General features: G+C 39.7%; 15 protein-coding genes. 13 read left to right on the top strand and 2 right to left on the bottom strand.

Annotation, left to right across the window (positions count from 1 at the left end; translation table 11 throughout):
* The first annotated feature begins 1 nt into the window (after window position 1).
* From ACFSKV_RS08505 to lpdA, 8 genes are all read left to right on the top strand, one after another.
* Window positions 2-715 (top strand): IS3 family transposase, encoded by a 714-nt coding sequence (locus tag ACFSKV_RS08505; protein ID WP_380801533.1) that lies wholly within the window; start codon window positions 2-4, stop codon window positions 713-715.
* A gap of 987 nt (window positions 716-1,702) precedes the next feature.
* A complete protein-coding gene (locus ACFSKV_RS08500) occupies window positions 1,703-4,933 on the top strand; it encodes a SusC/RagA family TonB-linked outer membrane protein (protein WP_380801532.1) in 3,231 nt (1,076 codons plus the stop codon).
* Between the two features lie 21 nt (window positions 4,934-4,954).
* Entirely contained in the window at window positions 4,955-6,601 is a 1,647-nt protein-coding gene (locus ACFSKV_RS08495; RefSeq protein WP_380801531.1) for a SusD/RagB family nutrient-binding outer membrane lipoprotein, read from the top strand.
* A gap of 19 nt (window positions 6,602-6,620) precedes the next feature.
* Entirely contained in the window at window positions 6,621-7,607 is a 987-nt protein-coding gene (locus ACFSKV_RS08490; protein WP_380801530.1) for a hypothetical protein, read from the top strand.
* Between the two features lie 691 nt (window positions 7,608-8,298).
* Window positions 8,299-11,103: a 2-oxoglutarate dehydrogenase E1 component gene (locus tag ACFSKV_RS08485; protein ID WP_380801529.1), complete on the top strand. Its 2,805-nt coding sequence runs from the start codon at window positions 8,299-8,301 to the stop codon at window positions 11,101-11,103.
* A 115-nt stretch (window positions 11,104-11,218) separates the two neighbouring features.
* A complete protein-coding gene (odhB, locus tag ACFSKV_RS08480) occupies window positions 11,219-12,760 on the top strand; it encodes a 2-oxoglutarate dehydrogenase complex dihydrolipoyllysine-residue succinyltransferase (protein WP_380801528.1) in 1,542 nt (513 codons plus the stop codon).
* A 191-nt stretch (window positions 12,761-12,951) separates the two neighbouring features.
* Complete coding sequence (locus ACFSKV_RS08475; RefSeq protein ID WP_380801527.1) at window positions 12,952-13,308, top strand: four helix bundle protein; 357 nt, start codon at window positions 12,952-12,954, stop codon at window positions 13,306-13,308.
* A 51-nt stretch (window positions 13,309-13,359) separates the two neighbouring features.
* The gene (lpdA, locus tag ACFSKV_RS08470; RefSeq protein WP_380801526.1) at window positions 13,360-14,757 is read left to right on the top strand and encodes a dihydrolipoyl dehydrogenase; all 1,398 of its coding nucleotides are present in this window, start codon (window positions 13,360-13,362) and stop codon (window positions 14,755-14,757) included.
* 577 nt (window positions 14,758-15,334) lie between these two features.
* Here the strand turns inward: lpdA and ACFSKV_RS08465 are convergent.
* Window positions 15,335-16,909: a tetratricopeptide repeat protein gene (locus ACFSKV_RS08465; protein ID WP_380801525.1), complete on the bottom strand. Its 1,575-nt coding sequence runs from the start codon at window positions 16,907-16,909 to the stop codon at window positions 15,335-15,337.
* A 182-nt stretch (window positions 16,910-17,091) separates the two neighbouring features.
* On the opposite strand from ACFSKV_RS08465, the gene ACFSKV_RS08460 reads away from it, so the two are divergent.
* The 3 genes from ACFSKV_RS08460 to ACFSKV_RS08450 all read left to right on the top strand — a co-directional run bounded on the left by ACFSKV_RS08460 (window position 17,092) and on the right by ACFSKV_RS08450 (window position 21,243).
* On the top strand, window positions 17,092-17,577 hold the full coding sequence (locus ACFSKV_RS08460; protein ID WP_380801524.1) for a peptide deformylase: 486 nt from the start codon (window positions 17,092-17,094) through the stop codon (window positions 17,575-17,577).
* A gap of 489 nt (window positions 17,578-18,066) precedes the next feature.
* Window positions 18,067-20,886 (top strand): carbamoyl-phosphate synthase large subunit, encoded by a 2,820-nt coding sequence (carB, locus tag ACFSKV_RS08455; protein WP_380801523.1) that lies wholly within the window; start codon window positions 18,067-18,069, stop codon window positions 20,884-20,886.
* A 90-nt stretch (window positions 20,887-20,976) separates the two neighbouring features.
* Entirely contained in the window at window positions 20,977-21,243 is a 267-nt protein-coding gene (locus ACFSKV_RS08450) for a DUF4834 domain-containing protein (RefSeq protein ID WP_380801522.1), read from the top strand.
* A 162-nt stretch (window positions 21,244-21,405) separates the two neighbouring features.
* Here the strand turns inward: ACFSKV_RS08450 and gcvP are convergent, their stop codons facing one another.
* Window positions 21,406-24,300, bottom strand: a complete 2,895-nt coding sequence (gene gcvP, locus ACFSKV_RS08445) for an aminomethyl-transferring glycine dehydrogenase (RefSeq protein ID WP_380801521.1) — start codon at window positions 24,298-24,300, stop codon at window positions 21,406-21,408.
* A 200-nt stretch (window positions 24,301-24,500) separates the two neighbouring features.
* Between gcvP and ACFSKV_RS08440 the strand changes: the two genes are divergently transcribed.
* Both ACFSKV_RS08440 and ACFSKV_RS08435 read left to right on the top strand, forming a co-directional pair.
* Window positions 24,501-25,997 (top strand): M28 family peptidase, encoded by a 1,497-nt coding sequence (locus ACFSKV_RS08440; RefSeq protein ID WP_380801520.1) that lies wholly within the window; start codon window positions 24,501-24,503, stop codon window positions 25,995-25,997.
* 161 nt (window positions 25,998-26,158) lie between these two features.
* Window positions 26,159-26,746 (top strand): hypothetical protein, encoded by a 588-nt coding sequence (locus tag ACFSKV_RS08435; protein WP_380801519.1) that lies wholly within the window; start codon window positions 26,159-26,161, stop codon window positions 26,744-26,746.
* Window positions 26,747-26,937 lie beyond the last annotated feature (191 nt).

Here is a 26,937-nt window from a genome sequence, read left to right as displayed (position 1 = left end):
GCTGATCAGAGAAGATACCGAGAAGTTAGGGATCAGCATAGGAAGGGACAGGCTCTTTGGCTTGTTACGTTCGGAAGGCCTGCTGGTCAAGCGCAAGAAGAAGTATGTTGTTACAACACAGTCATTCATGCGCTACAGTAAATATAAGGATCTGTTCAACGGTAAGGTCTGGACCTCTGCCCATCAGGCCTGGGTTTCGGACATAACCTATATCCGTGTCGGTGATTCCTTCAGGTACCTGTATCTTATTACCGATGCATACAGCAGGAAGATAGTAGGCTGGTATTTGGGGAATACGCTTGAGTCAAAATGTGCTGTAGAAGCCTTGAAAATGGCGATAGGACAATGTCCGTCAACAGAAGGCATTGTTCATCACTCAGACAGGGGCTTTCAGTATTGCAGTAAGATTTATACTGAATTGCTGGAAAAGGAAGGGATAAAATCAAGTATGGGAGAAGCTGGGAATTGCTATGATAATGCAATGGCAGAGCGGGTTAACGGGATTCTAAAAATTGAATATAAACTTGGGGACAGGTTTAAGAATCTCAAAGAGGCGTTTGCAGCGGTAAGACATGGAGTATGGGCCTACAATGAAAAGAGGCCACACTGTTCATTAAATATGAACAAGCCGATTGAAGTACATGAGAGTGTATCAGTGTTTTCATCTCTCAAACGCAAAAGTAGCCCAAGACAGAAACCTGTCAAGGCTATATGAACGTCGCTTCGCTCCGGCCTTGACAGATTTCCTTACTTGGGCTAATGGGCATTTAAGAGGATTGAAAACATAAGAAAAACAATAAAAAAAGTGTCAAGTAAATTCAGGACGTGACAAGCGTGAAGAAAAGTTTTGGTAATTCCTATGGATATTGGGTTAGTGAGGAGCCAGGTTGCAGGGTAGGTAAAAAGGAATTGGGGCTTTGTAATTAGTAATTACCAATTATCAATTACCAATTACCAATTACCAATTATCAAATAACTAAGAATTCGGGTTCATTTGGGTTTATTTTTCCATTCAGAATAATATTTTGTTCAATTGAGTACAGGTTTTGTTGTTTTTATATTAAAAGAAAAGTAGGCAAGACCCTGAAATTTTTTTGATGTGCTTAATTCTAGCCTATTTTTCTGTTTTTGAAACCTAAAAATTGAATTTTCACAAAAAAAATTGTTTCAGATCTATATTTTGCCCCCTGACTGATAAAAGATTCAAAATTTTTTTCCTGAATTAACCATTTACTTTTAATTCCTTTTTAAATCACTGATTTTTTATTTTTTTAAATTAACAAAAAGGTTGTTTTAATGAAAAATATTTAATTTAAGACTAGTTTTTATAAACTTATTGCAAAAAAATTCAAAAAAATTTTCAATTAGTGAAAATTAAGCTATTAAAAAAATCACAAAATATAATTTGGAAATCTTCCTTTTAATCTGGGTATATCCTGGTTTTTATAGCTTTATGAAGTGTATTTTCCAAATAATCACTTTTATGCACCGTTCAACATGTTTTTGCCCCATTCATTATCTGAATTTTATATTTTTATTAATTTATATAGAAATGATAGTAATTAATTTATTTTAAGTATGTTAAAATTAGTTAAAAATTAAATTTTTTGTGAATAATCAGTCATCTGAAGGAATGTTTTGCTCATTTTGAAAAGTGCGATAAATAAATTTTATTTACGCATCAACTAAACTAAAATACCTTATGAGAAAAGCTTTACTCTTTGTTATTGCGCTTTTCACCATGGCACTCACGTTTGAGGTGTCGGCGCAACAACGGGTAATTACCGGAAAGGTAATTTCCGATGAAGACGGACTGGGCTTGCCAGGCGCATCCGTTCTCGTCAAAGGTACTACTATAGGTACTACCACCGACTTGGATGGTAATTACTCTATAAGTGTACCTGAAGGATCTAACGTGTTGATCTTCTCTTTTGTGGGTTTGAAGACCCAGGAAGAAGCGATCGGCAACAGATCTGTTATCAACATCACTCTTGCCGTAGATGCCTCACAACTATCAGAAGTGGTTGTAACGGCGATCGGAATCGAGAAAGAAAAGAAAGCTTTGGGTTATGCCGTTACCACTGTAGGTGATGAGCAAATCCAAAACAGACCGGAAGCTGATGTTTCCAGGGTCTTGCAAGGAAAAGTTGCTGGTGTAAACATCACTGCAACTAACGGTTTGTCCGGTTCCGGTACAAACATCATCATCAGGGGTTACTCCTCTGCTACCGGCTCAAACCAGCCTTTGTTCGTTGTGGACGGTGTTCCTTTTAACACTAACACTAATACAACAAACGGATTCACCACCGGTGGTGCTACCACTTCCAGCCGTTTCTTGGATATCGATCCAAACAACATTGAAAATGTTTCCGTGTTGAAGGGGCTTTCCGCAACGGTATTGTATGGTGACCAAGGTAGAAACGGTGTAATTTTGATCACCACTAAATCAGGAGCTAGTAAAAGACGTGCTGCTGAGGTGACCATTAACCAGTCTTTGTTCAGCAACAAAGCGGCTTCCTTGCCTTCTTACGGTCAGTTCTATGGTAACGGTTTCCAACAGCAACCTGGATTGTTCTTCTCTAACTTTGGTCCAAGATTGGACATTGGCTTACAGACTAACCACCCGATTGCTTCTTCAGGAAGTGCTAGTATTAGAAATGCTTTCCCTGAATTCTTCGTACCGAATGCAGACGGAACTCCTTCTACAACTCCTATTAGATATGACTTCAAAGCTTATGAGGATGTGACTACAGCTTTCTTCCAGACTGGTTTGGTATCCAATACTTCTGTACAGCTTTCCGGTTCATCTGACAGAACAGGTTTCTCTGCTTCTTTCGGTTATACAAATGACGAAGGCTTCCTGCCAGGAAACAATTTGGAAAAATTCAACTTCGGTTTGGGTGTGAATTCAGCGATTACTGATAAGTTCTCTGTGAACTCATCATTTACTTTCGCTATTACTGACCTGCTTTCTCCTCCGGTTAACGCAGCTTATGGTTCAGGTCCTTCGGGAGGTATTCCTTCTGCATTTGCCAATACCTTGTATGTTCCGCGTTCTTATGATTTGAAGAACCTTCCTTACACCAATCCAACCGATGGAAGTAACGTTCACTACCGTTCCAACGGTGACCAGTTGAATCCATATTGGTTGGTAGAGAATTATGTGAATCAGTCTAAAGTGAACAGATTCTTCAATTCTACTTCCTTGAATTATGACTTCAATGATAAATTCTCTGCTACTTATAGAATTGGTTTGGATACTTATTCCGAATCAAGAGAAAGCAGATATAACAAAGGTGGCCGTGGAGGTGTGAGTACTTTGATTGACACAGGTTATTACAAAAGTGTCTATATTACCAACACCATTTGGAACCAGGATTTGGTCTTTACTTATAGAACAGACCTTTCTGACAAAATCGGTTTCTCTGCATTATTGGGTGGTAACTCCAGATATGACGTCTACACTCAGGACGGTTTGGTTTCCACTGGCCAATTGGCCCTTAACCTCTTCAGACATTCCAACTTCCTTCAGGCATCTTCGAGAGATCCTTTGAATAACGTTCCTCTCCAATATAATGAAGAGCAAAGAAGGATGGGTATCTATGCCAACGTGACTTTGGATTATGATGATTACCTTTTCTTAAACTTGTCTGCAAGAAATGACTGGACTTCAACTGTAGAGCCTGAGAACCAAAGAATTTTGTATCCAGGTGCATCCGTTTCCTTCCTTCCTTCTCAGGCATTTAACTGGAACTCTTCCACTGTAAATGACCTTAAATTGAGATTCGGATATGGTACTTCTGCGGGTTTCCCATCTCCTTACAGCACAAGAAACATCTTGAACCAAAATGCAAGAGCATTCCAGAATGTTGCTGGTTCTCTGTTCCAAACTCAATCCGTAAGTACTACTTTGGGTAATCCTAACCTGAAGCCTGAGTTACACGAAGAGATCGAGTTTGGTGTGGAATCTACCATGTTCAACAACAAATTGAGATTTGACCTCTCCTTGTATCAAAAGAATACCAGAAACCTGATTACTAATTCTCCTATTGACCCTGCAACAGGATTTACTTCTACTGCGGTTAACATCGGTAGAATCAGAAACAGGGGTATTGAATTCCAGGCTACGGCTACTCCAGTGAGCAGACCTAGTGGTTTCACATGGGAATCTATTGTAAACTTCACACTGTACAGAACAGTGACCATGGAATTGACTGAAGGATTGGATGAAATCGTGGTAGCTGGATTTACCGATTTGGGTAACTTCGCTATTCCTGGAAAGCCATTCAACATCATCAAAGGTACTGGTTTTGCAAGAGATGAGCAGACTGGACAGCCAATAGTGTTGCCTTCTGGTGATTATCAGACTGCTGCTGAATTGGTTGAATTGGGTGACCCTAACCCAGCTTGGACCGGTTCTTGGATCAACACCTTCCGTTACAAAGGATTCTTCTTCAACTTCATGTTAGAGTACAGACATAGAGGTGTGATCTATTCCAACACTGTGACTGCCACCTTGGCAAGGGGTGTAACCAAAGACCCAGTTGTGGATAGGGAATTGACCTTCATCCTTCCAGGTGTGAAGCAAGATGGAACACCTAACGACATTCAGGTAACAGCTGCTAACTACTTCTTTAACCAGTATCATACTGGTGCAGACGAATCTAACGTATTTGATGGTTCTGCTATAAGATTGAGAGAGCTTTCCATTGGTTATGATATTCCAAGCAGTCTTATCTCTAAGACTCCGTTTAAAAGAGCTTCTGTTGCTTTGAGTGGAACGAACCTTTGGTTTAAAGCCTTGAACTTCCCTCCAAACATGAACTATGATCCAGATGTTTTGGGTCTTGGCGTGGGTAACGGTTTAGGCTTTGATTTCGTGACAGGACCTAGCTCCAGAAGACTTGGTGGTACAGTAACCCTTACTTTCTAATCACCTAAAACGAAATAGATAATGAAAAGAAGAATATATAGTTTATTTATCGCCTTGAGTTTATTGGTGGTAAGTGCCTGCGACTTGAATCTCCAAGATGATCCAAACGCAGTAACTGCTTCAACGGCAGATTTGAACTTGGTAATGAACAGAATTCAGATTGATTTTGCGGCATTTTTTAATGCTACAGGAGATAATGGAATGAGATTGACCAGGATGTTGAACCAAGGTTCAAACTTGTATGAGCAAGCTTATGTGCCCGTTAACTTTAATGGTATCTGGACAAATGCCTATGCCAATATCCTGAATGACATCAAATTTCTGGAAGGTAGAGCTGAGCCTGTGAATTTCAGAAGACATTTGGGTATGGCAAGAACCATCAGAGCTTACGTTTTGATGACCTTGGTGGATTATTTCAATGCAGTACCTTATTCAGCTGCTTTGGATCCCAATGAATTTAATCCTGGTTATGATGATCCAGCTGCAATATATGCTGCTGCTTTAGCTGATTTGACTCAAGCTAAACTTGATTTTACAGAAACATCCGCAGGTGCTCCTCAGGATTTGTTTTACAGTGGTACTTGGGCAAATTGGGTAAAATTGACCAATTCATTGCAATTGAAATTGCATTTGAACAGAAAATTGGTTGATGCTGCCGGTGCTGCTTCTGCCATTACTGCTTTGGTAGCTGAAAATAATTTCATTGAGCCAGGACAGGAATTTGTGTATAGATATGGTACCAATTTGACTGACCCTGATTCCCGTCATCCAAGATTTGGAGGTCAGTATCAGCCAGGTGGTGGTGGTGACTATCAGTCTACTTGGTATATGTTCCATTTGACTGAGGAAAAAGGTTTTGATGATCCAAGAGCTAGATTTTATTTATACAGACAGGTTGTGGCCAATCCAACAGATCCAGATCAGTTAAGATGCTTGGGTGAAATTGCTCCTGGTCATTATTTGGCTGGTGGATTTCCTTTCTGTCTTCCTGGAACCAGAGGATACTGGGGTAGAGATCACCTAAACGCTGAGGGTATTCCACCGGATGGTAATGGAAGAACTGCTTGGGGTGCATATCCTGCAGGCGGTAAGTATGATGACAACAGAGGTGGAGCTGTATCTCCAACTGCAGGTGCTGCAGGTGCTGGAATTCAACCTATCATGTTGCCAGCTTTCGTTGACTTCATGTTAGCTGAAGCTTATCAGACTATTGCCAGCATCAAAGATACTGCCAAAGCTAAAGTTCATTTGGAAGCAGGTATGAGGAAGTCTTTCAACTATGTAAGAGCCTTTGCTGCTATCAGTCAGTCCGCGGCTATCAATGCAGTTGAAGATTTGGCTACCTATAACAGAGCGGTAGATAGCTACATAACTTTTGTAAATAATGAATTTGATGCAGCTGCTGACGCAAGAAAAATGTATTTCATTGGTAGAGAATATTGGTTGGCTTTGTACGGAAACGGTAACGAATCCTATAATCTTTACAGAAGAACAGGTCAACCTGATGGTATGCAGCCTGGCTTACTGGCCAACTTTGGTGATTTCCCAAGATCATTATTCTATCCTAACAACCACTTGGTTACCAATAACAGAGCGGTTCAAAAGGGTTCTCAAAGAGAGCGTGTGTTCTGGGATACCAATCCTGAAGGTAATGATTGGGTGTATTAATCTCTAAATCACAGAAATTATGAAAATGAAAAAATTAGGTTATGGATTGTTGATGTCTATCTTGATGGTTATTTCCTCATGTACTGACTTCGTAGATCCTAATATACCATATAAAACCTTTGACACTGCATTGTATCTTCGTACGATCAGGTCAGCGCCAACAAGTCTTACATTTAACTTCTTCGAATTGGCTAGTTCCAAATTCCAACTTACGATCGAAGCAGTGGATGCTGAAGGTGGGGAAACCTTAGAATCTGTTGAAATCCGTGTAAGACATAGAAGATTAATTCCAGGTGTGGGATTTGAATTCAGGCCTGCCGGAACTGCTTCTGATGTAAATGATGTTTTGGTTAAGACGTTAAGCCGTGCTGACTTTCAGCAAGCTGCAGAGAATCCAAACCATCCTACAACACTTTATAAGAGAGCAAGTTTTGAAGTTTCTGCTGCGGAAGCAATTGCTGCTGTTGGATTGACCAATGCAACAGTTGAAGGTGGAGATACTTTTGAATTCCGATTGGTTGCTACTGATAAATTTGGTAGAGAATTCGGTTGGGATAACAGATCTGCAGACGTTGCGGGCGGTTTCTTCTATGATTCTCCTTTCCTATACAATGTGAACGTAGTTTGTCCAACTGACCTTGGAGGCACTTATCAATATGAATCTACTGCCATGCAGTCTATTTATGGATCTTGTCCAGGCACCATTACAGGAGAAGTTACCTTCACTCCAGTTCCTAATTCTACTGCTTACACTGTATCAGATGCCACCTTCGGATTCTGGGAGTGTTATGGGGATACTTGGGGCAATGGTAATGTAAGGTTGAATGATTCCTGTGGAATCTTGTCCTTCTCTGGATCTGATAAATATGGTGCTTCTTATACCTTTAACTTTATCAGCAATAATGGAGCGGAATTGAGATTCTCTTGGGTTAATTCTGATAATGAAACTGGTACGGTTACCTTGTTCGCCAATGAGGGAAAACCATGGCCTCCTACATTACAATAAAAGTTAACTAGTAAACTTTCTTCATAAAAAAATCAGCGCCTTTTGGGCGCTGTTTTTTTTTTTTTGAAAAAAATCAAAATCTATCATCATTTGCACTTATACAATATCCTTTTGCAATTTTGATTTCAGCACAAAATACCGTAAACCAATCCTGATTCAATCAGAAAAGAAAGGTTGAATACCTTAATTTTCAAAACCCATGGTTGCGCCATGGGCTATTAAAAAGCTCGATCCTTTCAGGATCATATTCTCTTCGTCCCTCATCCCGAATTTGCTTCCTAACCTTAATTAGCATGATGTCTTAGAATCAAGGTTAAACTACAACCTTTTTTATAGATCAGTCCTTATTAACTGTCATCTGTTACCCTATAACCCTGGATTTTATCCCGGGCTGAAACAGAGCGGCCTTTCAGGCCTGTTTATGGTTGTAATTGAAAATTTATTTTGTACATGCATGATTCTTTTTTTAAATTTTTATTGTGAACTAATAGGTGATTTTCATGTTTTTATTATTAAAATCATGATTTTTAACAATTTTATTTTTTAATAAGGCAATTTCTCTGTCTTAACTAAATAAAAAATTATTAATATTAATATTTATTATTTAAAGTTTGGTATTTGTATAAACGAATATACGATTTTTAAAGCTCTTTTTTTCCTTCTATATTTGTGTGGTAAGCTCAAAATCAAAATGGATAAATTTTCCTACATTTCCAATGCGCATGTGGCCTATATAGATGAGTTATATGCCGATTACAAATCCAATCCTGAATCTATTGACCCAAGTTGGAAGACATTTTTCGATGGCTTTGATTTTGCCATTACCAAATTTGGGGAAGATGTCGAAGGTGGCGCTGTTAAAACTTCCAATGGCTCTGAAACAGTGGCTTCCTCTCCCAAGGGTGCTTTAGCTACCCCAGGGACCATTATGGATATGGAACAATTGCCCAAAGAAATCAAAGTACGTGCATTGATTCATGCCTATAGATCCAGGGCGCATTTGCGATCCAAAACCAATCCGGTAAGAGAAAGAAGGGACAGAAAAGCCCTGCTGGATATTGAAGATTTTGGTTTGGATAATAATGACCTGAATACGGAATTTCAGGCTGGCAAAGAAATTGGAATAGGTACCGCCAAACTTTCTAAAATTGTTGAGTCCTTAAAAATTATCTATGAAGGAGCCATTGGTTTTGAATACCAATATATCCGAGAACCGGAAATGTTGGATTGGTTGAAAACCAAAATTGAGAAGGAAGCATTGGCTTTCAATCCATCTGTTGATGAAAAGAAGAGGATCCTTTTCAAATTGAACCAGGCGGTTGTTTTTGAGAATTTTTTGCACACCAAATATTTAGGACAAAAGCGTTTCTCTTTGGAGGGTGGGGAAAGCACCATCCCATTTTTAGATGCAGTGATCAACAAGGGTGCAGATTTAGGTGTTGAGGAAGTAATGATCGGGATGGCACATAGGGGAAGATTGAATGTCCTTGCCAATATCATGGGTAAAACCTATGAGCAGATATTTTCTGAATTTGAGGGAACTGCAAAGCCTGATCTAACCATGGGTGACGGAGATGTGAAGTACCATATGGGTTATTCCTCTGATATCATTACTACTGGAAATAAGAAAGTCAATCTAAAATTGGCACCTAACCCCTCCCACTTAGAGGCGGTAGATCCTGTGGTGGAAGGATTTATCCGCGCTAAAATAGATTCCCAACATAAAGGAAATTCTAAAAAAGCCCTTCCTATTTTAATTCATGGAGACGCGGCTGTTGCGGGTCAGGGTATTGTTTATGAAGTAACCCAGATGGCAGGTTTGAAGGGTTATAATACAGGAGGCACTGTACATTTTGTCATCAATAACCAAGTAGGTTTCACTACCGATTTTGATGATGCCCGTTCTTCTATCTATTGTACAGATGTGGCAAAAATGATTGACGCCCCTGTAATCCATGTGAACGGTGACAATGCAGAAGCAGTGGTCTTTGCTGCTAATCTTGCTGCTGAATTCAGGCAGAAATTTGATAAGGATATTTTCGTTGATATGGTCTGCTATAGAAGGCATGGACACAATGAATCTGATGAACCTAAATTCACGCAACCTGAACTGTACAATATCATTTCTAAGCATCCTAACCCAAGGGAAATCTATGTGAAAAGATTGACGGAAAGAGGTGATATCGATGCAAAGATTGCCAAACAGATGGATGAGGAGTTCAGACAGCTGCTGCAGGACAGGCTGAATATGGTGAAAGAAAAACCTCTTCCTTATCAGTTTACTAAATTCGAAAAAGCATGGCAGGAATTGAGGAGATCTACGCCTGAGGATTTTGAAAAGTCCCCGGATACTTCGATTTCCCTTGACATGGTAGAAAAAGTAGCAGAAGCCCTAACCACTATTCCCAAAGGCTTCAAGCCTATCAAGCAGATTGAGGTTCAACTGAAACAAAGAAAGGATATGTATTTCAGTGCCAAATCTTTGAACTGGGCCGCAGCTGAATTATTGGCCTATGGGTCTTTACTTTTGGAAGGGAAAACAGTAAGGATAACCGGTCAGGATGTACAGAGGGGAACTTTCTCCCACCGACATGCCGTAGTTCATGATTCCAATACCAATAAGCCTTACAATTTCCTTAAAGAATTGAAGGACAGTAAAGGGCAGTTTCATATTTATAACTCATTGTTATCAGAATATGCTGTTTTGGGATTTGAATATGGCTATGCAATGGCCAATCCACATACCTTGGCCATTTGGGAAGCTCAATTTGGAGATTTTGCAAATGGAGCCCAAACTATGATCGATCAGTTTATTTCTTCAGGTGAATCCAAATGGGGGAAAATGAACGGGATTGTCATGTTATTGCCCCATGGTTACGAAGGTCAGGGCCCCGAGCATTCCAATGCCCGTCCGGAAAGATTCCTTCAGTTGGCTGCTGAATATAATATGGTAGTTGCCAATATTACTGAACCTTCCAATTTCTTCCATTTATTGAGAAGGCAGTTGGCTTGGGAATTCAGAAAACCCTGTGTAGTAATGTCACCCAAATCTTTACTCAGACATCCGAAAGTATTTTCTCCTTTAGAAGAATTTACCAATGGAGGTTTCAGGGAAATCATTGAAGATAAAACTGTAGCGGCAAAAGATGTCAAGAGAGTACTCCTTTGTTCCGGGAAAATCTATTATGACCTGGAGGAAATAAGGGAGAAAGAAAAAATCAAGGATATTGCCATCATACGCCTTGAACAACTTCATCCGCTTCCTAAAAAACAAATGATTGAAATTTTGAAAGCATATAAAAATGCAGAAATTGTTTGGGTACAGGAAGAACCTGAAAACATGGGATATTGGAACTATTTATTAAGGATGTTGTATAAAGAGATCAAGATGGATGTCATTGCCAGAAAACCATCAGCTTCTCCGGCAACGGGTTACCATAAAGTCCATGTTCAGGAGCAAAATGATATTATTAATAAAGCATTAAAACTTTCATAAAAAACCCCTAAACCTGATGTTAATAATAGCTTCAGGTTTTAGGTTTAATTTAAATCATAACAAGTTAAATTAACCTTGGATCCGGAATATGGGTTTGGGGGTAAAAGAAAAAACAATGAGCCTAGAAATGAAAGTCCCTGCAGTAGGGGAATCTATCACAGAAGTAACCATAGGACAATGGTTTAAAAAAGACGGTGACCATGTGGAAATGGACGAGGTCATCTGTGAACTGGAATCAGATAAAGCAACTTTTGAGTTGACCGCTGAATCTGCGGGAACATTGAGCATCAAAGCCCAGGAGGGAGACACGCTGGAAATTGGAGCTGTTATCTGCGTCATTGAAGAAGGGGCTGGAAAAAGTGCAGCACCAGCTGCAAATGCACCTGCACCACAGGCCATCGCGACTTCAGGAGGTGGTAAAACCGGAGAAGTGAAAGATATGATTGTACCTACAGTGGGTGAGTCGATTACAGAGGTTACACTTGCCTCTTGGTTGAAGGCAGATGGAGATTATGTGGAATTGGATGAAATCATCGCTGAGGTTGACTCTGATAAAGCCACTTTTGAATTACCGGCGGAAGCGACAGGAATTTTAAGACATGTAGCCAAAGAAGGGGATACCCTTGAAATTGGTGGTTTGATCTGTAAAATAGAAGTTGTGGAAGGAGGAGCCCCTACTTCTTCAAAACCTTCTTCAACCGAAGCACCTTCTGTTGCTGCACCTACTACAGGAACAGAAACCTATGCTACCGGGCATGCTTCTCCTGCTGCTGCTAAAATTATTGCAGAAAAAGGTTTGAGTACCGCTGATATCGCCGGTTCAGGAAAAGACGGTAGAATAACAAAAGAAGATGCTTTAGGCGCACAACCTAAATCTCAGGCAGCTCCACAAGCGGCTGCCAAACCCGCTCCTGCAAAATCAGAAGATACCGCTCCTGCACCAAAAACATTTGGATCAAGAGAAAGCAGAAGAGAGAAGATGTCTTCGTTGAGAAGAACAGTTTCCAGAAGACTGGTTGCGGTGAAGAATGAAACGGCCATGTTGACTACTTTCAATGAAGTGAACATGGGTCCGATTATGGAGCTTAGAAAAAAATTCAAAGATCAGTTTAAGGAAAAGCATGGCGTGAATTTGGGTTTCATGTCATTCTTTACCAAAGCTGTTTGCGTAGCTCTTCAGGAATGGCCTGCTGTTAATGCCCAGATCGATGGGAATGAAATTGTGTACAATGATTTCTGTGATATTTCCATTGCGGTTTCCGCCCCTAAAGGTTTGGTGGTGCCTGTCATCAGAAATGCTGAATCCATGAGTTTTGATGAGATTGAGAAAGAGGTGGTAAGATTGGCAACCAAAGCAAGAGATAACAAATTGTCTATTGAAGAAATGACAGGAGGAACCTTTACCATCACCAATGGTGGTATTTTCGGTTCCATGATGTCTACTCCAATCATCAACGCCCCGCAGTCTGCTATTCTGGGGATGCACAATATCGTGGAAAGACCAGTAGCAGAAAACGGACAGGTTGTCATCAGACCTATGATGTACCTTGCCCTTTCTTATGATCACAGGATTATTGATGGAAGAGAATCTGTAAGTTTCCTGGTAAGGGTGAAGCAGTTGTTGGAAGATCCGACGAGGTTGTTGTTTGGAGTTTGAAACATGTAAGGTAAGGGTATAAATTGAGAGAGAATTGTACCAGGAACCAAGTACAACGTACCAGGTAGCTGAGCATAATTTTCAAGTTTGATAAGTAAAAGTTAACCGGTTATTTATCCGTTTAAAATAGGTCAAAATGTACTGATTACTTATAGATTTAGGTTAAAATTTTAACTTAAATCAAAAAAATTATGCATAGATACAAAGAATTGCATATTTGGCAGAAGGCCATAGATTTAGCTGTAGAAGTATACAGAATAACTGAGAAATTACCTGTTCAGGAAAAATATGGGTTAATTTCTCAAATGAATAAATCCGCGGTTTCTATACCTTCAAATATTGCAGAAGGGGCAGGAAGAAATGGGAAGAAAGAATTTGATAACTTCTTAGGGATAGCCTTGGGCTCATCTTTTGAATTGGATACTCAAATTATTATTTCCAATAGGTTGGATTATATTAACGATCTGGATTTCCAACATCTTGAAAGTGAATTGGAGCATCTACAAAACATGATCGTTAAACTTAAGAAAAGTTTAAATATTCACTAATCGCCGTGTACTTGGTACATTGTACTTGGTACTTGGTACAAAGAAAAGAACATGTACGACGTAATAGTAATAGGTTCCGGACCTGGAGGATATGTGGCAGCTATCAGAGCGGCTCAGCTAGGTATGAAAACTGTAATCATAGAAAAATATCCCACTTTGGGAGGAACCTGTCTGAATGTTGGATGCATTCCTTCAAAAGCATTATTGGACTCTTCCGAGCATTACCATAATGCCGCCCATACTTTTAAAACCCATGGGATCAACCTGAGCGGGTTGAAAGTGGACCTCAAGCAGATGATTGCCCGCAAAGAAGAAGTGGTCAAGCAAAATGTGGATGGGATACAGTTTTTGATGAAGAAAAACAAAATCGATGTGCATCAGGGTTTTGGTTCTTTTGTGGACAAAAATACTGTCAAGGTGACCAAGGAGGATGGTTCTTCTGAAAACATTCAGGGAAAAAATATCATTATCGCTACGGGTTCCAAGCCGGCTTCTCTTCCATTTATAAAAATCGACAAGGAAAGGATCATCACTTCCACAGAAGCATTAAAAATGAAGGAAATCCCCAAGCATTTGATCGTGATTGGAGGAGGGGTAATCGGAATGGAACTTGGCTCTGTTTATGGTAGACTCGGCGCTAAAGTGTCCGTGGTTGAATTTATGGACGCCATCATTCCTTCCATGGATAGAACTATGGGTAAAGAACTTCAGAAATCCTTGAAGAAATTAGGATTTGATTTTTACCTGAAGCATAAAGTGACAGCAGTGGAGAATAAAGGTAAAGAAGTAATTATAAAGGCAGATAACGGCAAAGGAGAAGTTGTTGAAATCAAAGGTGATTACGTTTTGGTCTCTATCGGAAGAAGACCATATACTGATGGATTGAATGCTGAGGCTGCAGGTGTGAAAGTGAATGAGAGAGGTCAAGTTGAAGTAGATGACCATTTGAGAACAAATATACCCAATATTTATGCCATCGGTGATGTGGTGAAAGGTGCCATGTTGGCCCACAAGGCAGAGGAAGAAGGCGTATTTGTTGCGGAAAGTATTGCTGGGCAGAAGCCCCATATCAATTATCTTTTGATACCAGGTGTAGTCTATACCTGGCCTGAGGTGGCATCGGTTGGCTACACGGAAGAGCAATTGAAAGAAAAGGGAATAGCCTACAAAACCGGTAAATTTCCATTTATGGCTTCAGGAAGAGCAAGGGCTTCCATGGATACAGATGGATTGGTCAAAGTTTTGGCAGATGCCAAAACAGATGAAATATTGGGTGTACATATGATTGGACCACGAACTGCCGATATGATTGCAGAAGCTGTTGTGGCCATGGAATACAGGGCGTCGGCTGAAGATATCGCAAGAATGTCCCATGCGCATCCAACTTATACAGAAGCTTTTAAAGAGGCTTGTTTGGCTGCAACTGATAATAGGGCTTTACATATTTAAAAGACCTTTGAGGTTTTTTCCAAACCTCGAAGGTCTTTTACCTAAATTCAATACATCCTTAGGTTTTGTGGATTAAAAACCTTCGAGGTCTACAAGACCTCAAAGGTTATCAAAACTGGCCTTTGAGGTTTTTTCCAAACCTCGTATTCTAAGATTTAAACTCCAACCACAAGAAACATAGAGCAAATAATTCTTCTTACCAGGTGCTTTTTGAGTACCTGGTTTTTTTTAAAACTTATTATTCATTTTTGAATGTAAAGTATTTTCTATCAAGGGGAAAAAACCAAGAAGTATTACAAACTACAAAAGTGACAAAAGGAACACAAAAGAATTGGGCTTTGACAGTGGACATTTAATGAAGGAAACTTTTGTAAGACTTTGTTTACTTTTGTGGTTCAGTAAAAAACGCTTTGAGGATTCATTTGGACTACTGCTTCTTAGTAGAAGTCTATTCGAAGAAAAAATTGCCAAATTATAAATTTTTTGCTTTTAGATTTTTTTCTATTGAATCTTCTAGTTCTTTAAGATTTTAACAAAAATAGTCAGAAATCTTCGAGGTCTCTAAGACCTCAAAGGTTTAAAGAGAAGCTTGTTGTTTCAGTAATTCTTCCGCATTTTTCTTCCCTTTCATACTTTTGGTTCTATTGGGGGCTAATTTCAAGGCTACTTCATATTGTTGGATAGCCTCTTCATGTCTTCCAATGGTCATCAAAAATTCTGCATATAATTCATGGCTTGGTTTTACAATTGTTGGAGGTCCTGCTGCTGAACCAACTTCATTTTCCAATGCGGTTGCTTTCATGAAATAGGTTTCCGCAGCTGATTGATCTCCCTGTTCCCAAGCCAGTAAAGCTTCCAGTTCAAGTTCCATGGTTTGAGCAATCTTAAGATCTCTGGGAGTTGTGTTTTCACTGCTTGCCCCTCCGCTGCTGCAAAGTGCTATTCCTGCATCCAAACTGATGGTTCTGGCAGCAGCTTCTCTTTCCTCTTTCATGATTAGAAGAATTGCTTCTACCTTTTCAAAATCTTTATCATGAAATGCTTTCATAGCATGGACAAACCGGTCTCTTGTTTTGACAGAAATGTTAAATCCGGAATAATCCGATTCCAAATTTACCAAGGGATTGTCCCAATCTCCCGTTTCCGCAAAATAGGTTGTTTTCATATAGGACTGATGTTCATGGGTATAAACGGATGGGGATTCTTTGGTATAAAAAACCACGTCCTCCAATAGTTTTTTGGCTTCATCGAATTTTTCCAGTTGTAAATAGCCATACTGTAGCCATTGAAAAGAATGAAGTCCCAAGGCATTGTAATCAAGATTTTTTCTTTCTTTTCTGTTGACACTCGCTTGAAATGACGCTACATTGGAACTGACCACTTCGTCCCACATCCCTAAGGATAGGTAAATGTGGCTCGGCATATGTATAGCATGTGCCGCATCAGGGGCTACTTTGGCATAAATATCTGCTGCTTTTTTTGCTTGATGGGCATAATTGGGTTCGTCATTGGCATGGATATAATAATGGACGGCCCCTGGATGCTGAGGATTCCTATCCATAACCTCCTTGGCCAAAGTTGCGGCTTTTTGATAAACCTCCATATCACTGATATAGGGAATAGAACCCATTAAGGCAAGAGAATAAAAGACAGTAACTTCATCATTTCCTGGATATTTTTGGTAGAGTTTTCCTAAATAGGCAGCATAGGCATTATCTCTTTCCACCTTGTTTCCTTCGCCATAAAGTATTTCAACAGCCGTAAGAAAATCTTTTTCTATTTTTGTTTTGGCTTTAGACAATCTTTCTTCCCGGGTATCACCAAGTCTGCTAAGGGCCTCATTTCCTTTTTTGAAATCCTGTTCCTGCCAAATCGGGTGATTGTGTGCCATAGCTTCTCCCCAATAAGCCATCACACATTCCGGATCTTCTTTTTGGGCTTCCTCAAATGCTTCCAAAGCATCCTTATATTCAAAACTATGCATCAACAAAAGCCCTTGTTGAAAGGCTTCCTTTGCCTTTGGTTTTCCGCTTATTGGAAAATCCAAGTTTCCCAGGGAACTTTCCATAGGTGCCTTATGCTCACAAAAAGTAAAGGCAAAAATGCTGATACCTATCAGGAATATTTTTAAATGGAGAGCAGAATGTTTCATTGTTTTTTTGTTTCGTCAGAATAAATTATAATTTAATCAAAATCAATGGCTTATAAAAGAATTACCTACATGTGTTTTTTCAGTGATATATAGTCAGAGAAAATCCCTTTATAAATCCACCGATAATCAAAAAAAAAATTGGGAATTAACCTTTATTGCTTTATTTCAGACAAAAATTGAATATGAAAACAACTGACGATATCCTCAAACTAGGTGATCCCAGATTGTATGAAATCTGCGAATCTGTAATTAAGGATGAACTTCCCCTTGTTCAAAATTGGGTGAAAGAGCTACATGAAGCCATGGAGGATATCCGAGCCCGATTTGGTTTTGGTCGGGGCATCGCAGCCCCTCAGTTGGGTATTATGAAAAGGCTTTTTTACCTGAATTTGGACAAACCTTATATTATTATCAATCCTGAAATCAAAAATGCAAGCCAAGAATTATTTGAGCTTTGGGATGACTGTATGAGTTTCCCAAATCTCTTGGTAAAAGTAAAAAGGCATAAATCCTTGACTTTGGAGTATTTGGATGAAAACTGGGAAAAACAATCCTGGAAGGTCGAAGGAGCAATTTCAGAATTGATCCAGCATGAATACGACCATTTGGATGGCGTATTGTGTACAATGCGGGCAATTGATGAGAAGAGTTTTCGGTGGAGGGTTTAGAATGGCGGATTTCGAAGTTCGGAAGGCGGAGGATTGAACCATTAAGGATTTAAGGGAATTAAGGATTTCATTAAGAAGTAGTATTTCGGAAGGCGAAAGTCTGATGTCGGAAAAGGTCTGAAAGACAGAATTGAAGGTGGATTTCGAAAGGTGAATTTCGGAGGATTGAACCATTAAGTTTAGGGAATTAAGGATTTCATTAAGAGGGATTTCGGAAGTATTTGTCAATCAAATTAGAATCTAAAAATCAATATTGTTAGAAATCCGGATATGTTTCAAGTTTAAAATGCTTCAATATAGGGATGAAATCATTATCTGAATGAAAAAGAATTGAATTGGAATTTATAGCATAACAAGCTATCAGACAATCATAACTTTTTCCATATTTCCCGATGTTTTTCAGATTCGATCGGGCTACTTTAAATTATTTCCCTAATTTTGCACCAATTTAGCCATAAGTATTTAACCCTTTTAAAACCTCATTGTAGAATGCCTAAGGATACCAGCATCAAACACGTTCTCCTCATCGGTTCAGGTCCCATTGTAATTGGACAAGCTTGTGAATTTGATTATTCAGGTTCTCAGGCATCCAGGTCACTCAGGGAAGAAGGGATCAAAGTTACCTTGATCAACTCGAATCCCGCGACCATTATGACTGACCCGGTGACTGCTGATAATGTGTATTTGTTGCCACTTGACAAAAAATCCATTGTGAAAATCTTACAGGAGCATCCTGATATAGATGCGGTACTTCCCACGATGGGAGGTCAGACAGCGCTTAATCTTGCGATTGACTGTGAAAAGGCAGGTATCTGGAAAAAATTCGGCGTAAGAATGATCGGTGTGGATATCGATGCGATTGATACAGCCGAAAACAGGGAGAAATTCAAGGCTTTGATGGAGAAAATTGGGGTCGGTGTATGTAAAGGAGATACGGCCACTTCCTTTCTTCAGGGTAAAGAAATCGCTCAGGAAATAGGATTTCCACTGATAATCAGGGCATCCTATACCTTAGGAGGTGCGGGAGGTGCTTTTGTGGAAAAGGCAGAGGATTTTGAAAGATTACTTTCAGCAGGTCTGCAGGCCTCTCCCGTTCATGAAGTATTGATTGAACAAAGTATTTTAGGCTGGAAGGAATATGAGCTGGAGGTAATGAGGGATAATCTCGGGAATATGATCGTGATCTGTTCCATTGAAAATTTTGACCCCATGGGGGTACACACAGGGGATTCCATCACGGTTGCACCTGCTATGACCCTTCCAGATACTGTCTATCAACGGATGAGGAATTATGCCATTACCATGATGAACAGCATTGGTAATTTTGCTGGAGGATGTAATGTGCAGTTTGCTGTTAGCCCGGACAATTCAGAGATAATCGGCATAGAAATCAACCCTAGGGTTTCCAGATCTTCTGCACTTGCCTCCAAAGCAACTGGATACCCAATTGCAAAAGTTGCTGCCAAATTGGCTATTGGTTACAATTTGGATGAATTGACCAATTCCATAACCGGAAATACTTCGGCCTTTTTTGAGCCTTCAATCGACTATGTTATAGTAAAAATCCCAAGATGGAACTTTGACAAATTCAAAGGTTCGGATAGAAGATTGGGACTTTCGATGAAGGCAGTGGGTGAGGTAATGGGCATTGGCCGTAATTTCCAGGAAGCATTGCAAAAAGCATGTCAGTCATTGGAAATCAAGAGAAATGGATTGGGTGCAGATGGAAAAGAGCTGCGGGACCAGGAAAAAATATTGTACAGCCTAGCGAATCCAAGTTGGAACAGGCTTTTCCATGTGTATGATGCATTCAAATTGGGAATATCCTTTAGGACAATTCATGACCTAACAAAAATCGATAAATGGTTCCTCAAACAAATTGAGGAATTAATTCATATTGAAAATGCCATACAGGTATATACCATCAATAATATTCCTAAAGAATTGATGGAGCTGGCCAAGAAAAAAGGATATGCAGACCGGCAAATTGCCCACCTTTTGGGCTGCCTGGAATCTGAGGTTTTCAAAAAGCGATATGAGGAAATGGGTATCAAAAGGGTTTACAAACTGGTTGATACCTGTGCTGCAGAATTTGAGGCAAATACACCTTATTATTATTCCACTTTTGGGGAAGAGAACGAGTCTCAGATTTCAAATAAAAAGAAAGTAGTGGTATTGGGCTCAGGTCCAAACCGTGTAGGACAGGGGATTGAGTTTGATTATTCCTGTGTTCACGGAGTGTTGGCAGCTAAAGAATGCGGTTATGAAACAATCATGATCAATTGCAATCCGGAAACCGTTTCAACAGATCCCGATATTTCTGATAAGCTCTACTTTGAACCGGTATTTTGGGAGCATATTTATGAAATCATTCTACATGAAAAACCTCTGGGGGTCATTGTTCAACTTGGAGGACAGACTGCTCTTAAATTGGCGGAGAAGTTGGATAAATATGGTATCCCTATTATCGGGACCAGTTTTGAAGCCTTGGACTTGGCGGAAGATAGAGGAAGGTTTTCCACCTTACTCAAGGAAAACGAGGTGCCCTATCCCGAATTTGGAACTATACATAATACAGATGAAGCACTGGAATTATGCAAAACAATTGGATTTCCTTTATTGGTAAGACCTTCCTATGTTCTGGGTGGTCAGGGAATGAAGATAGTGATCAACGAGAAGGAGCTGGAAGAACATGTGGTAAATGTGCTGAAGGATATTCCAAATAATGAAATCTTATTGGATCATTTCCTTGAGGGGGCAATAGAAGCAGAAGCTGATGCCATTTGTGACGGAAAAAATGTATACATCATCGGGATCATGCAGCACATCGAACCTGCTGGTATTCATTCCGGTGACTCCTATGCCGTATTGCCTCCCTATAACCTGGGAGATTTGGTCATCAGACAAATTGAGACCTATACACATAAAATAGCGCTTGCCTTGAGGACCGTAGGCTTGATCAATATCCAATTTGCGATCAAAAATGATAAAGTTTATGTAATCGAGGCAAACCCTCGGGCATCAAGGACCGTACCATTCATTTGTAAAGCGTATCAAGAGCCTTATGTGAATTTTGCTACCAAGGTAATGTTGGGAGAGAAAAAAGTGACTGATTTTGAATTCAATCCTGTTAAAAAGGGTTATGCTATCAAGGAACCTGTCTTCTCTTTCCATAAATTCCCGAATGTAAATAAAGAATTGGGACCTGAAATGAAGTCAACAGGAGAAGCCATCTATTTTATTGATGATTTGATGGATGATTATTTCCTAAAGATTTATGCTGAAAGAAACTTATATTTAAGTAGATAACTGAAAACCTGCGGTTCATAAATTAGAGATTTGATCAATGTGCTTTTAACAAAGTCTTTTCTCTTATGTCTCGCTTATAAAAGTCTAAAAATGGGATTTATATTCAAATTTCTTCTAATTGCCATTGCTTTGTCCTGGATTTTTTCCAAGCTGCTCCAGTTCTTTTTAAGAAGTAAACTGAAACAGTTTGTAAATCATGCCAATGATCTTAAAATGGACGAGGAAAGAAGGCAAAGAGGTGGTGGTCGTGGAAATAGTAGTGTGAATGTAGACCATATTCCAAAAGACTACCAAGAAAAAAGATCCAAAGAAATCAAAGGCGGAGATTATATAGATTACGAAGAAGTGAAGGATTGAGGAGAGAGATTAGAGGCGAGAATCGAGAGTTTAGACTCAAGAGAAAATAAAAGGTGGGATTTTGGAAGGCGGATTTCGAAATCATTCCGAAATCCGCTTTTAAATGTATAAAAAAAGCCGATCGGTAATTCCTATCGGCTTTTTGTGTCTTTTCAAATCTGCTTATTCTGCTGTTGTTTCTGCATATTCCTCTACCGGAATACAGCTACACACCAGGTTCCTGTCTCCATAAGCCGAGTCAATTCTTCTCACAGATGGCCAGAATTTATTGCCTTTAACATAAGGTAATGGGTAGACTGCTTTTTCTCTGCTATAAGGAAAATTCCAATTATCGGCCAATGCCAAAGCAGCAGTATGGGGAGCGTTTTTCAACACATTATTTTCTTTATCAGAAATACCCGATTCAATTTCCTGAATTTCCCCCCTGATGGAAATCATAGCATCACAGAATCTGTCCAATTCAGCAATTGTCTCAGATTCAGTAGGTTCAACCATTAAAGTGCCTGCAACAGGAAAGGAAACAGTTGGGGCATGGAAACCATAATCCATCAAACGTTTGGCGATATCCTCTACCTCAACCCCTACTTCTTTAAAAGCCCTGCAATCCAAAATCATTTCATGGGCAGCTCTTCCATGTAAACCTGTATATAGAATTGGGTAGTGGGCTTCTAATCTTGCTTTAATATAGTTGGCATTGAGAATGGCAATCTTGGTAGCATTGGTTAATCCTTCACCACCCATCATGGCTATATAGGCATAGGAAATCGGAAGGATACTAGCGCTTCCAAAAGGAGCAGCTGATATTGCGTGGATTGCCTGTGTTCCTCCAGTTTGGATAACAGGGTTACTTGGAAGGAATGGAGCCAGGTGTTTTGCTACGCAAATTGGGCCCATTCCAGGGCCCCCTCCTCCATGAGGTATACAGAAGGTTTTGTGCAGGTTGAGATGGCAGACATCAGCTCCGATTCTGCCGGGGCTGGTCAATCCCACCTGTGCATTCATATTCGCTCCATCCATATAAACCTGTCCACCATTATCATGGATGATCTGACAGATTTCCTGAATCGCTTCTTCAAATACACCATGTGTAGATGGATACGTCACCATCAATGAAGACAATTCGTTTTTGTATTCTTCCGCTTTCGCTTTTAGATCTTCTACATCTATGTTTCCTTTTTCATCACATTTGACCAGGACCACTTTCATTCCTGCCATCACCGCGGATGCTGGATTGGTACCATGGGCAGAGGTGGGAATCAAAGCAACATTTCTATGATGATCTCCCCGACTTAGATGATATGCCCTGATGACCATCAATCCGGCATATTCTCCTTGGGCTCCAGAATTAGGCTGAAGGGAAGTATCCGCAAATCCCGTGATTTCTGTAAGCCAATTTCTTAGGTTTTGGAACAATTCAAAATAACCAGCTGCCTGATCTTGCGGTGCAAATGGATGCAATTGTCCAAATTCAGGCCAGGTTACAGGAATCATTTCCGTGGTAGCATTCAATTTCATGGTACAAGAGCCCAAGGAAATCATGGAATGAACCAATGACAAATCCTTATTTTCCAACCTTTTGATATATCTCAGCATTTCATGTTCTGCATGGTATTGGTTGAAAACAGGGTGCGTGAGATATTCTGAGGTTCTGTTCAAACCTTCCGGAAGATTAATTTCTAAACTCCCTTCAAGCGAATCCCAATCAATAGCTGCTCTTTGATTGGTGGATTTAGCAAAAACCTCCACCACTTCTTTGACATCTTCTATGGTCTTCGCCTCATCAAAGGAAAGAAAAATTGCTCCTTCCTCATATCGGAAATTCATTTCAGAAGAAAGCGCGAATGCCTTTATTTTTGATTGTTGAACTGCATCTACCTTTATTTTAATGGTGTCAAAATAATTGGCATTGCTTTGCTCAAAACCCATTTTCTGTAATGCCTTGGCGGTCAATTGCGCCAAACCATGGATTCTCGTTGCAATTTCTTTCAACCCTTTTGGTCCGTGATAAACAGCATACATACCTGCCATTACTGCCAAAAGTACCTGTGCCGTACAGATATTTGACGTAGCTTTTTCCCTTTTGATATGCTGTTCCCGGGTTTGAAGGGCCATTCTGTAGGCTTTATTACCATCCTTGTCAACAGAGACCCCTATGATTCTTCCAGGGACTTGTCTTTTATAGGCTTCTTTGGTGGCAAAGAATGCAGCATGAGGGCCGCCATAGCCCATTGGAACCCCGAATCTTTGGCTAGTGCCAACTACCACATCAGCCCCCATTTCACCAGGAGGAGTTAAGAGCGTCAAACTCAAAAGGTCTGTGGCAAATGCCGTCAGTACATGATTTTCCTTCGCTGATGCCACAAGAGCCCTATGATCTATTACTTCCCCATCCAGATTTGGATATTGAATTATAATTCCAAATAAATCCGGATCGGTCAAATCAAGTTGGTCCAAAGGAGCAATCACAAGCTCAATTCCTATTGGTGTTGATCTTGTAATCAACAGGTCTTTTGTCTGGGGAAATATTTTTTCGTCAACAAAAAACTTATTTGAATTTTTCTTTTCCCTAGGTTTGGAGGCATGAAGCATGGTCATTGCCTCTGCAGCTGCGGTAGCCTCATCCAACAAAGATGCATTGGCCATTTCCATTCCGGTCAAATCCATCACTGTGGTCTGGTAATTGATCAATGCCTCCAGCCTTCCTTGTGCGATTTCAGCTTGATAAGGAGTGTAAGCTGTATACCATCCTGGGTTTTCAAGGATGTTTCTTAAAATGACACCAGGAACCAAAGTGTCATAGTATCCTAAACCTATAAACGATTTGTAAATCTTGTTTTTATTGGCCAAGGCCTTGAATTCCTTTAAGAATGCCGCTTCTGATTTAGCCTTGGGTAATTCCAAAGGTTTTTCCAATTGAATGGATTTCGGTATAGTCTGGTCAATCAACTCTTCAATTGAACTTGCCCCTATGGCATTCAACATCATGAAAACCTCTTCTGAAGAGGGTCCATTATGGCGGTTTTCAAACTTGGTAGATGGATGGAGATTAATCTTCATATTCGAGTTTTGTATGGGAAATATTTGGGTTATCTTCTAGTTGGTTTTTGGTTGTGCAAAGGTATGAATTATTGAGAGATAAAAGGTTTTTAAATCCAAAGAAATATGTATTAATAACCTTCAAATTGATAAACGGTTTTATTGTAAAAGAAATAATTTCTATGTTTAGAACCTTTATTTTAAAAACCATGATATAACGTATGAAAAAGAGATTTTGGATAGCAGGGAGCTTTGGGATATTTATTACCTTGAGTGCTTTTGCCCAGGATGGCAATTCCTTAAAATATGCCAAAACCATCACCGAAAAGGATCTTGAAAAACACCTGACTTATCTTGCTTCTGATGAAATGGAAGGAAGGGATACGGGTGAAAAAGGCCAAAAAATGGCTGCTGAATATTTGGCCGGTTTTTATAAAGAATTGGGCCTTACAGGGCCTGTGGATGGAAGCTATTTTCAGAAGTTTAATCTTTCTTCAGTCTCATATCCTGATGTAAATCTTACTGTTGGCAAGCAAAAACTGGTCAATAATGAAGATTTTATATTTATAGGAGATGCTAACATGAGTAAGGCCACCAAAACTGATTTGGTTTTTCTAGGTCTTGCAAATGAAGAAAATCTGAAAAAAGTAGATGTCAAAGGAAAACTTGTTGGACTTTGGGCTATTGGAAGCCGTGCACAGTCCGTGGTGCCAGAGGTAATGAATGCTGGGGCAGCGGGAATTGTGATTGTGACAATGGAAGGTCAGGCAAATTTTGACAGGATGGCCAATTGGTATAAATCTTTAAGCGGAAGAGGTAGATTGGGATTTGAACAGCCAACCAAACAGGAACCCATTTTCCTTGTGAGCAGTGAAAAAATGGCTTCTCTTTTTGAAACCCCTGTAGACATTCTGAAAGAAGCCGCCAAAAATAATCCGGAATCCATTGGCACTAAGAAAGTCTCCTACTTGGTAAAAAAACAAACCAAAGTGGTTCCTACTGAAAATGTAATGGGATACCTGGAGGGAACAGATAAAAAGGATGAGGTTTTAGTAATTTCATCCCATTATGACCATACCGGAATTGATAGTCAAGGAAGGATTAACAACGGAGCCGATGACGATGGGTCCGGTACTGTTTCCGTGATGGAAATAGCAGAAGCATTTGCAATTGCAACCAAAGAAGGAAACAGACCAAGAAGAAGTGTTTTGTTTCTCAACGTAACAGGGGAGGAAAAAGGTCTTTTGGGTTCTGAATACTATTCCAACAATCCGATTTTCCCATTGGAAAACACGGTCAATAACGTCAATATTGACATGGTGGGAAGGGTTGATTATGAATATCAGAATGCAGAAAATAAAGATTATGTCTATGTGATCGGATCAGAGATGTTGTCTTCCCAATTGAAAGTGATCAATGAATATAACAATATCACATACACAAACCTGATTTTGGATTACCGTTATGATGCTGAAGATGACCCCAACAGGTTTTATTACAGGTCTGACCACTATAATTTTGCAAAGCATAATATCCCGGTAATCTTTTTCTTTAATGGAGTTCATGATGATTACCATCAGCACACAGACACTGTAGACAAAATCGAATTCCCACTGATGACGAAAAGGGCCAGGTTGATTTTCCATACCGCATGGGATTTGGCCAATAGGGAAAACAGAACACCGGTAGATGGTACCAATACAAGAATGGAGAGGTAATCGGGAGCTTTCGAAAGAGCAATACAGAAGACTGCTATTAATAAAAGTCCAACGGTTTTAAAACCGTTGGACTTTTTTGTTTGATTACGCTAAATCCTATTTTCATTTAAAATACCTCCAAAAAATGCTTAACTTGTCAATACCCAAAAAATCAAAAAGCTATGAAAAAATTTATTTTACTGATCAGCATGACTTTATTGTCAATTTTGGCTTTTTCCCAAACCATTCCGACTCCAGAAGTTCAGATAAAAACAGCTTTAATGGCTGCTCCTGATGAAATGAAAGAGGGGGCCATGATTTATGGCTATGATACCCAAGGAAATTTTACGGTACTAAGAAATGGAAGCAATGATCTGATCTGTTTGGCAGATGACCCAAATAGTCCCGGATTTAATGTTTCCTGTTATCATAAAGACCTGGATCCATTTATGGAAAGGGGGAGACAGTTGAAAAAAGAAGGGAAATCCGCTAAGGAGATTTTTGATATCAGGGAAGAAGAGGCGAAAAGTGGAAAGCTAAAAATGCCCAAAAGTGGTGCCACCTTGTTTGTTTTAAGTGCAGATGCCGAAGATTATAATGATAAAACAGGTGAAGTGGATGATCCTTATCTTAGGTACGTAGTTTATATTCCTTGGGCAACATCTGAAAGTACCGGATTGCCTTTAAGACCATATGGGCCAGCTATGCCCTGGATTATGGATCCGGGAACCCATAGGGCGCATATTATGATCAATCCTCCGAGGGACTAGGGGGTGAGATGAGAAGTGAGAGACCTTGGGAATTTCGGATTTCGGAAGTCGGATTTTGGATTTTCCTGTCACGTCCTGAAATAGCTTGACAGATTAAGTCAAACTAAAAACAGGAAAAAGATGACAAAAACGGTTCGAGAAATCAACAGGTACAGTATTAGCTTTAAGAAGCAAGTAGTGGAGGAGCTGGA

It is taken from the genome of Shivajiella indica (assembly GCF_042683085.1).
Taxonomy (GTDB): domain Bacteria; phylum Bacteroidota; class Bacteroidia; order Cytophagales; family Cyclobacteriaceae; genus Shivajiella; species Shivajiella indica.
The sequence above is the reverse complement of the archived record's forward strand: the minus strand, read 5'-3'. Positions and strand labels throughout refer to the sequence as shown.

Bases quoted from the DNA above. Each gene is read 5' to 3' on its own strand.
- ACFSKV_RS08500 (WP_380801532.1), top strand. From the start codon at position 1,703: ATGAGAAAAGCTTTACTCTTTGTTATTGCGCTTTTCACCATGGCACTC.
- ACFSKV_RS08495 (WP_380801531.1), top strand. From the start codon at position 4,955: ATGAAAAGAAGAATATATAGTTTATTTATCGCCTTGAGTTTATTGGTG.
- ACFSKV_RS08490 (WP_380801530.1), top strand. From the start codon at position 6,621: ATGAAAATGAAAAAATTAGGTTATGGATTGTTGATGTCTATCTTGATG.
- ACFSKV_RS08485 (WP_380801529.1), top strand. From the start codon at position 8,299: ATGGATAAATTTTCCTACATTTCCAATGCGCATGTGGCCTATATAGAT.
- odhB (WP_380801528.1), top strand. From the start codon at position 11,219: ATGAGCCTAGAAATGAAAGTCCCTGCAGTAGGGGAATCTATCACAGAA.
- ACFSKV_RS08475 (WP_380801527.1), top strand. From the start codon at position 12,952: ATGCATAGATACAAAGAATTGCATATTTGGCAGAAGGCCATAGATTTA.
- lpdA (WP_380801526.1), top strand. From the start codon at position 13,360: ATGTACGACGTAATAGTAATAGGTTCCGGACCTGGAGGATATGTGGCA.
- ACFSKV_RS08465 (WP_380801525.1), bottom strand. From the start codon at position 16,909: ATGAAACATTCTGCTCTCCATTTAAAAATATTCCTGATAGGTATCAGC.
- ACFSKV_RS08460 (WP_380801524.1), top strand. From the start codon at position 17,092: ATGAAAACAACTGACGATATCCTCAAACTAGGTGATCCCAGATTGTAT.
- carB (WP_380801523.1), top strand. From the start codon at position 18,067: ATGCCTAAGGATACCAGCATCAAACACGTTCTCCTCATCGGTTCAGGT.
- ACFSKV_RS08450 (WP_380801522.1), top strand. From the start codon at position 20,977: ATGGGATTTATATTCAAATTTCTTCTAATTGCCATTGCTTTGTCCTGG.
- gcvP (WP_380801521.1), bottom strand. From the start codon at position 24,300: ATGAAGATTAATCTCCATCCATCTACCAAGTTTGAAAACCGCCATAAT.
- ACFSKV_RS08440 (WP_380801520.1), top strand. From the start codon at position 24,501: ATGAAAAAGAGATTTTGGATAGCAGGGAGCTTTGGGATATTTATTACC.
- ACFSKV_RS08435 (WP_380801519.1), top strand. From the start codon at position 26,159: ATGAAAAAATTTATTTTACTGATCAGCATGACTTTATTGTCAATTTTG.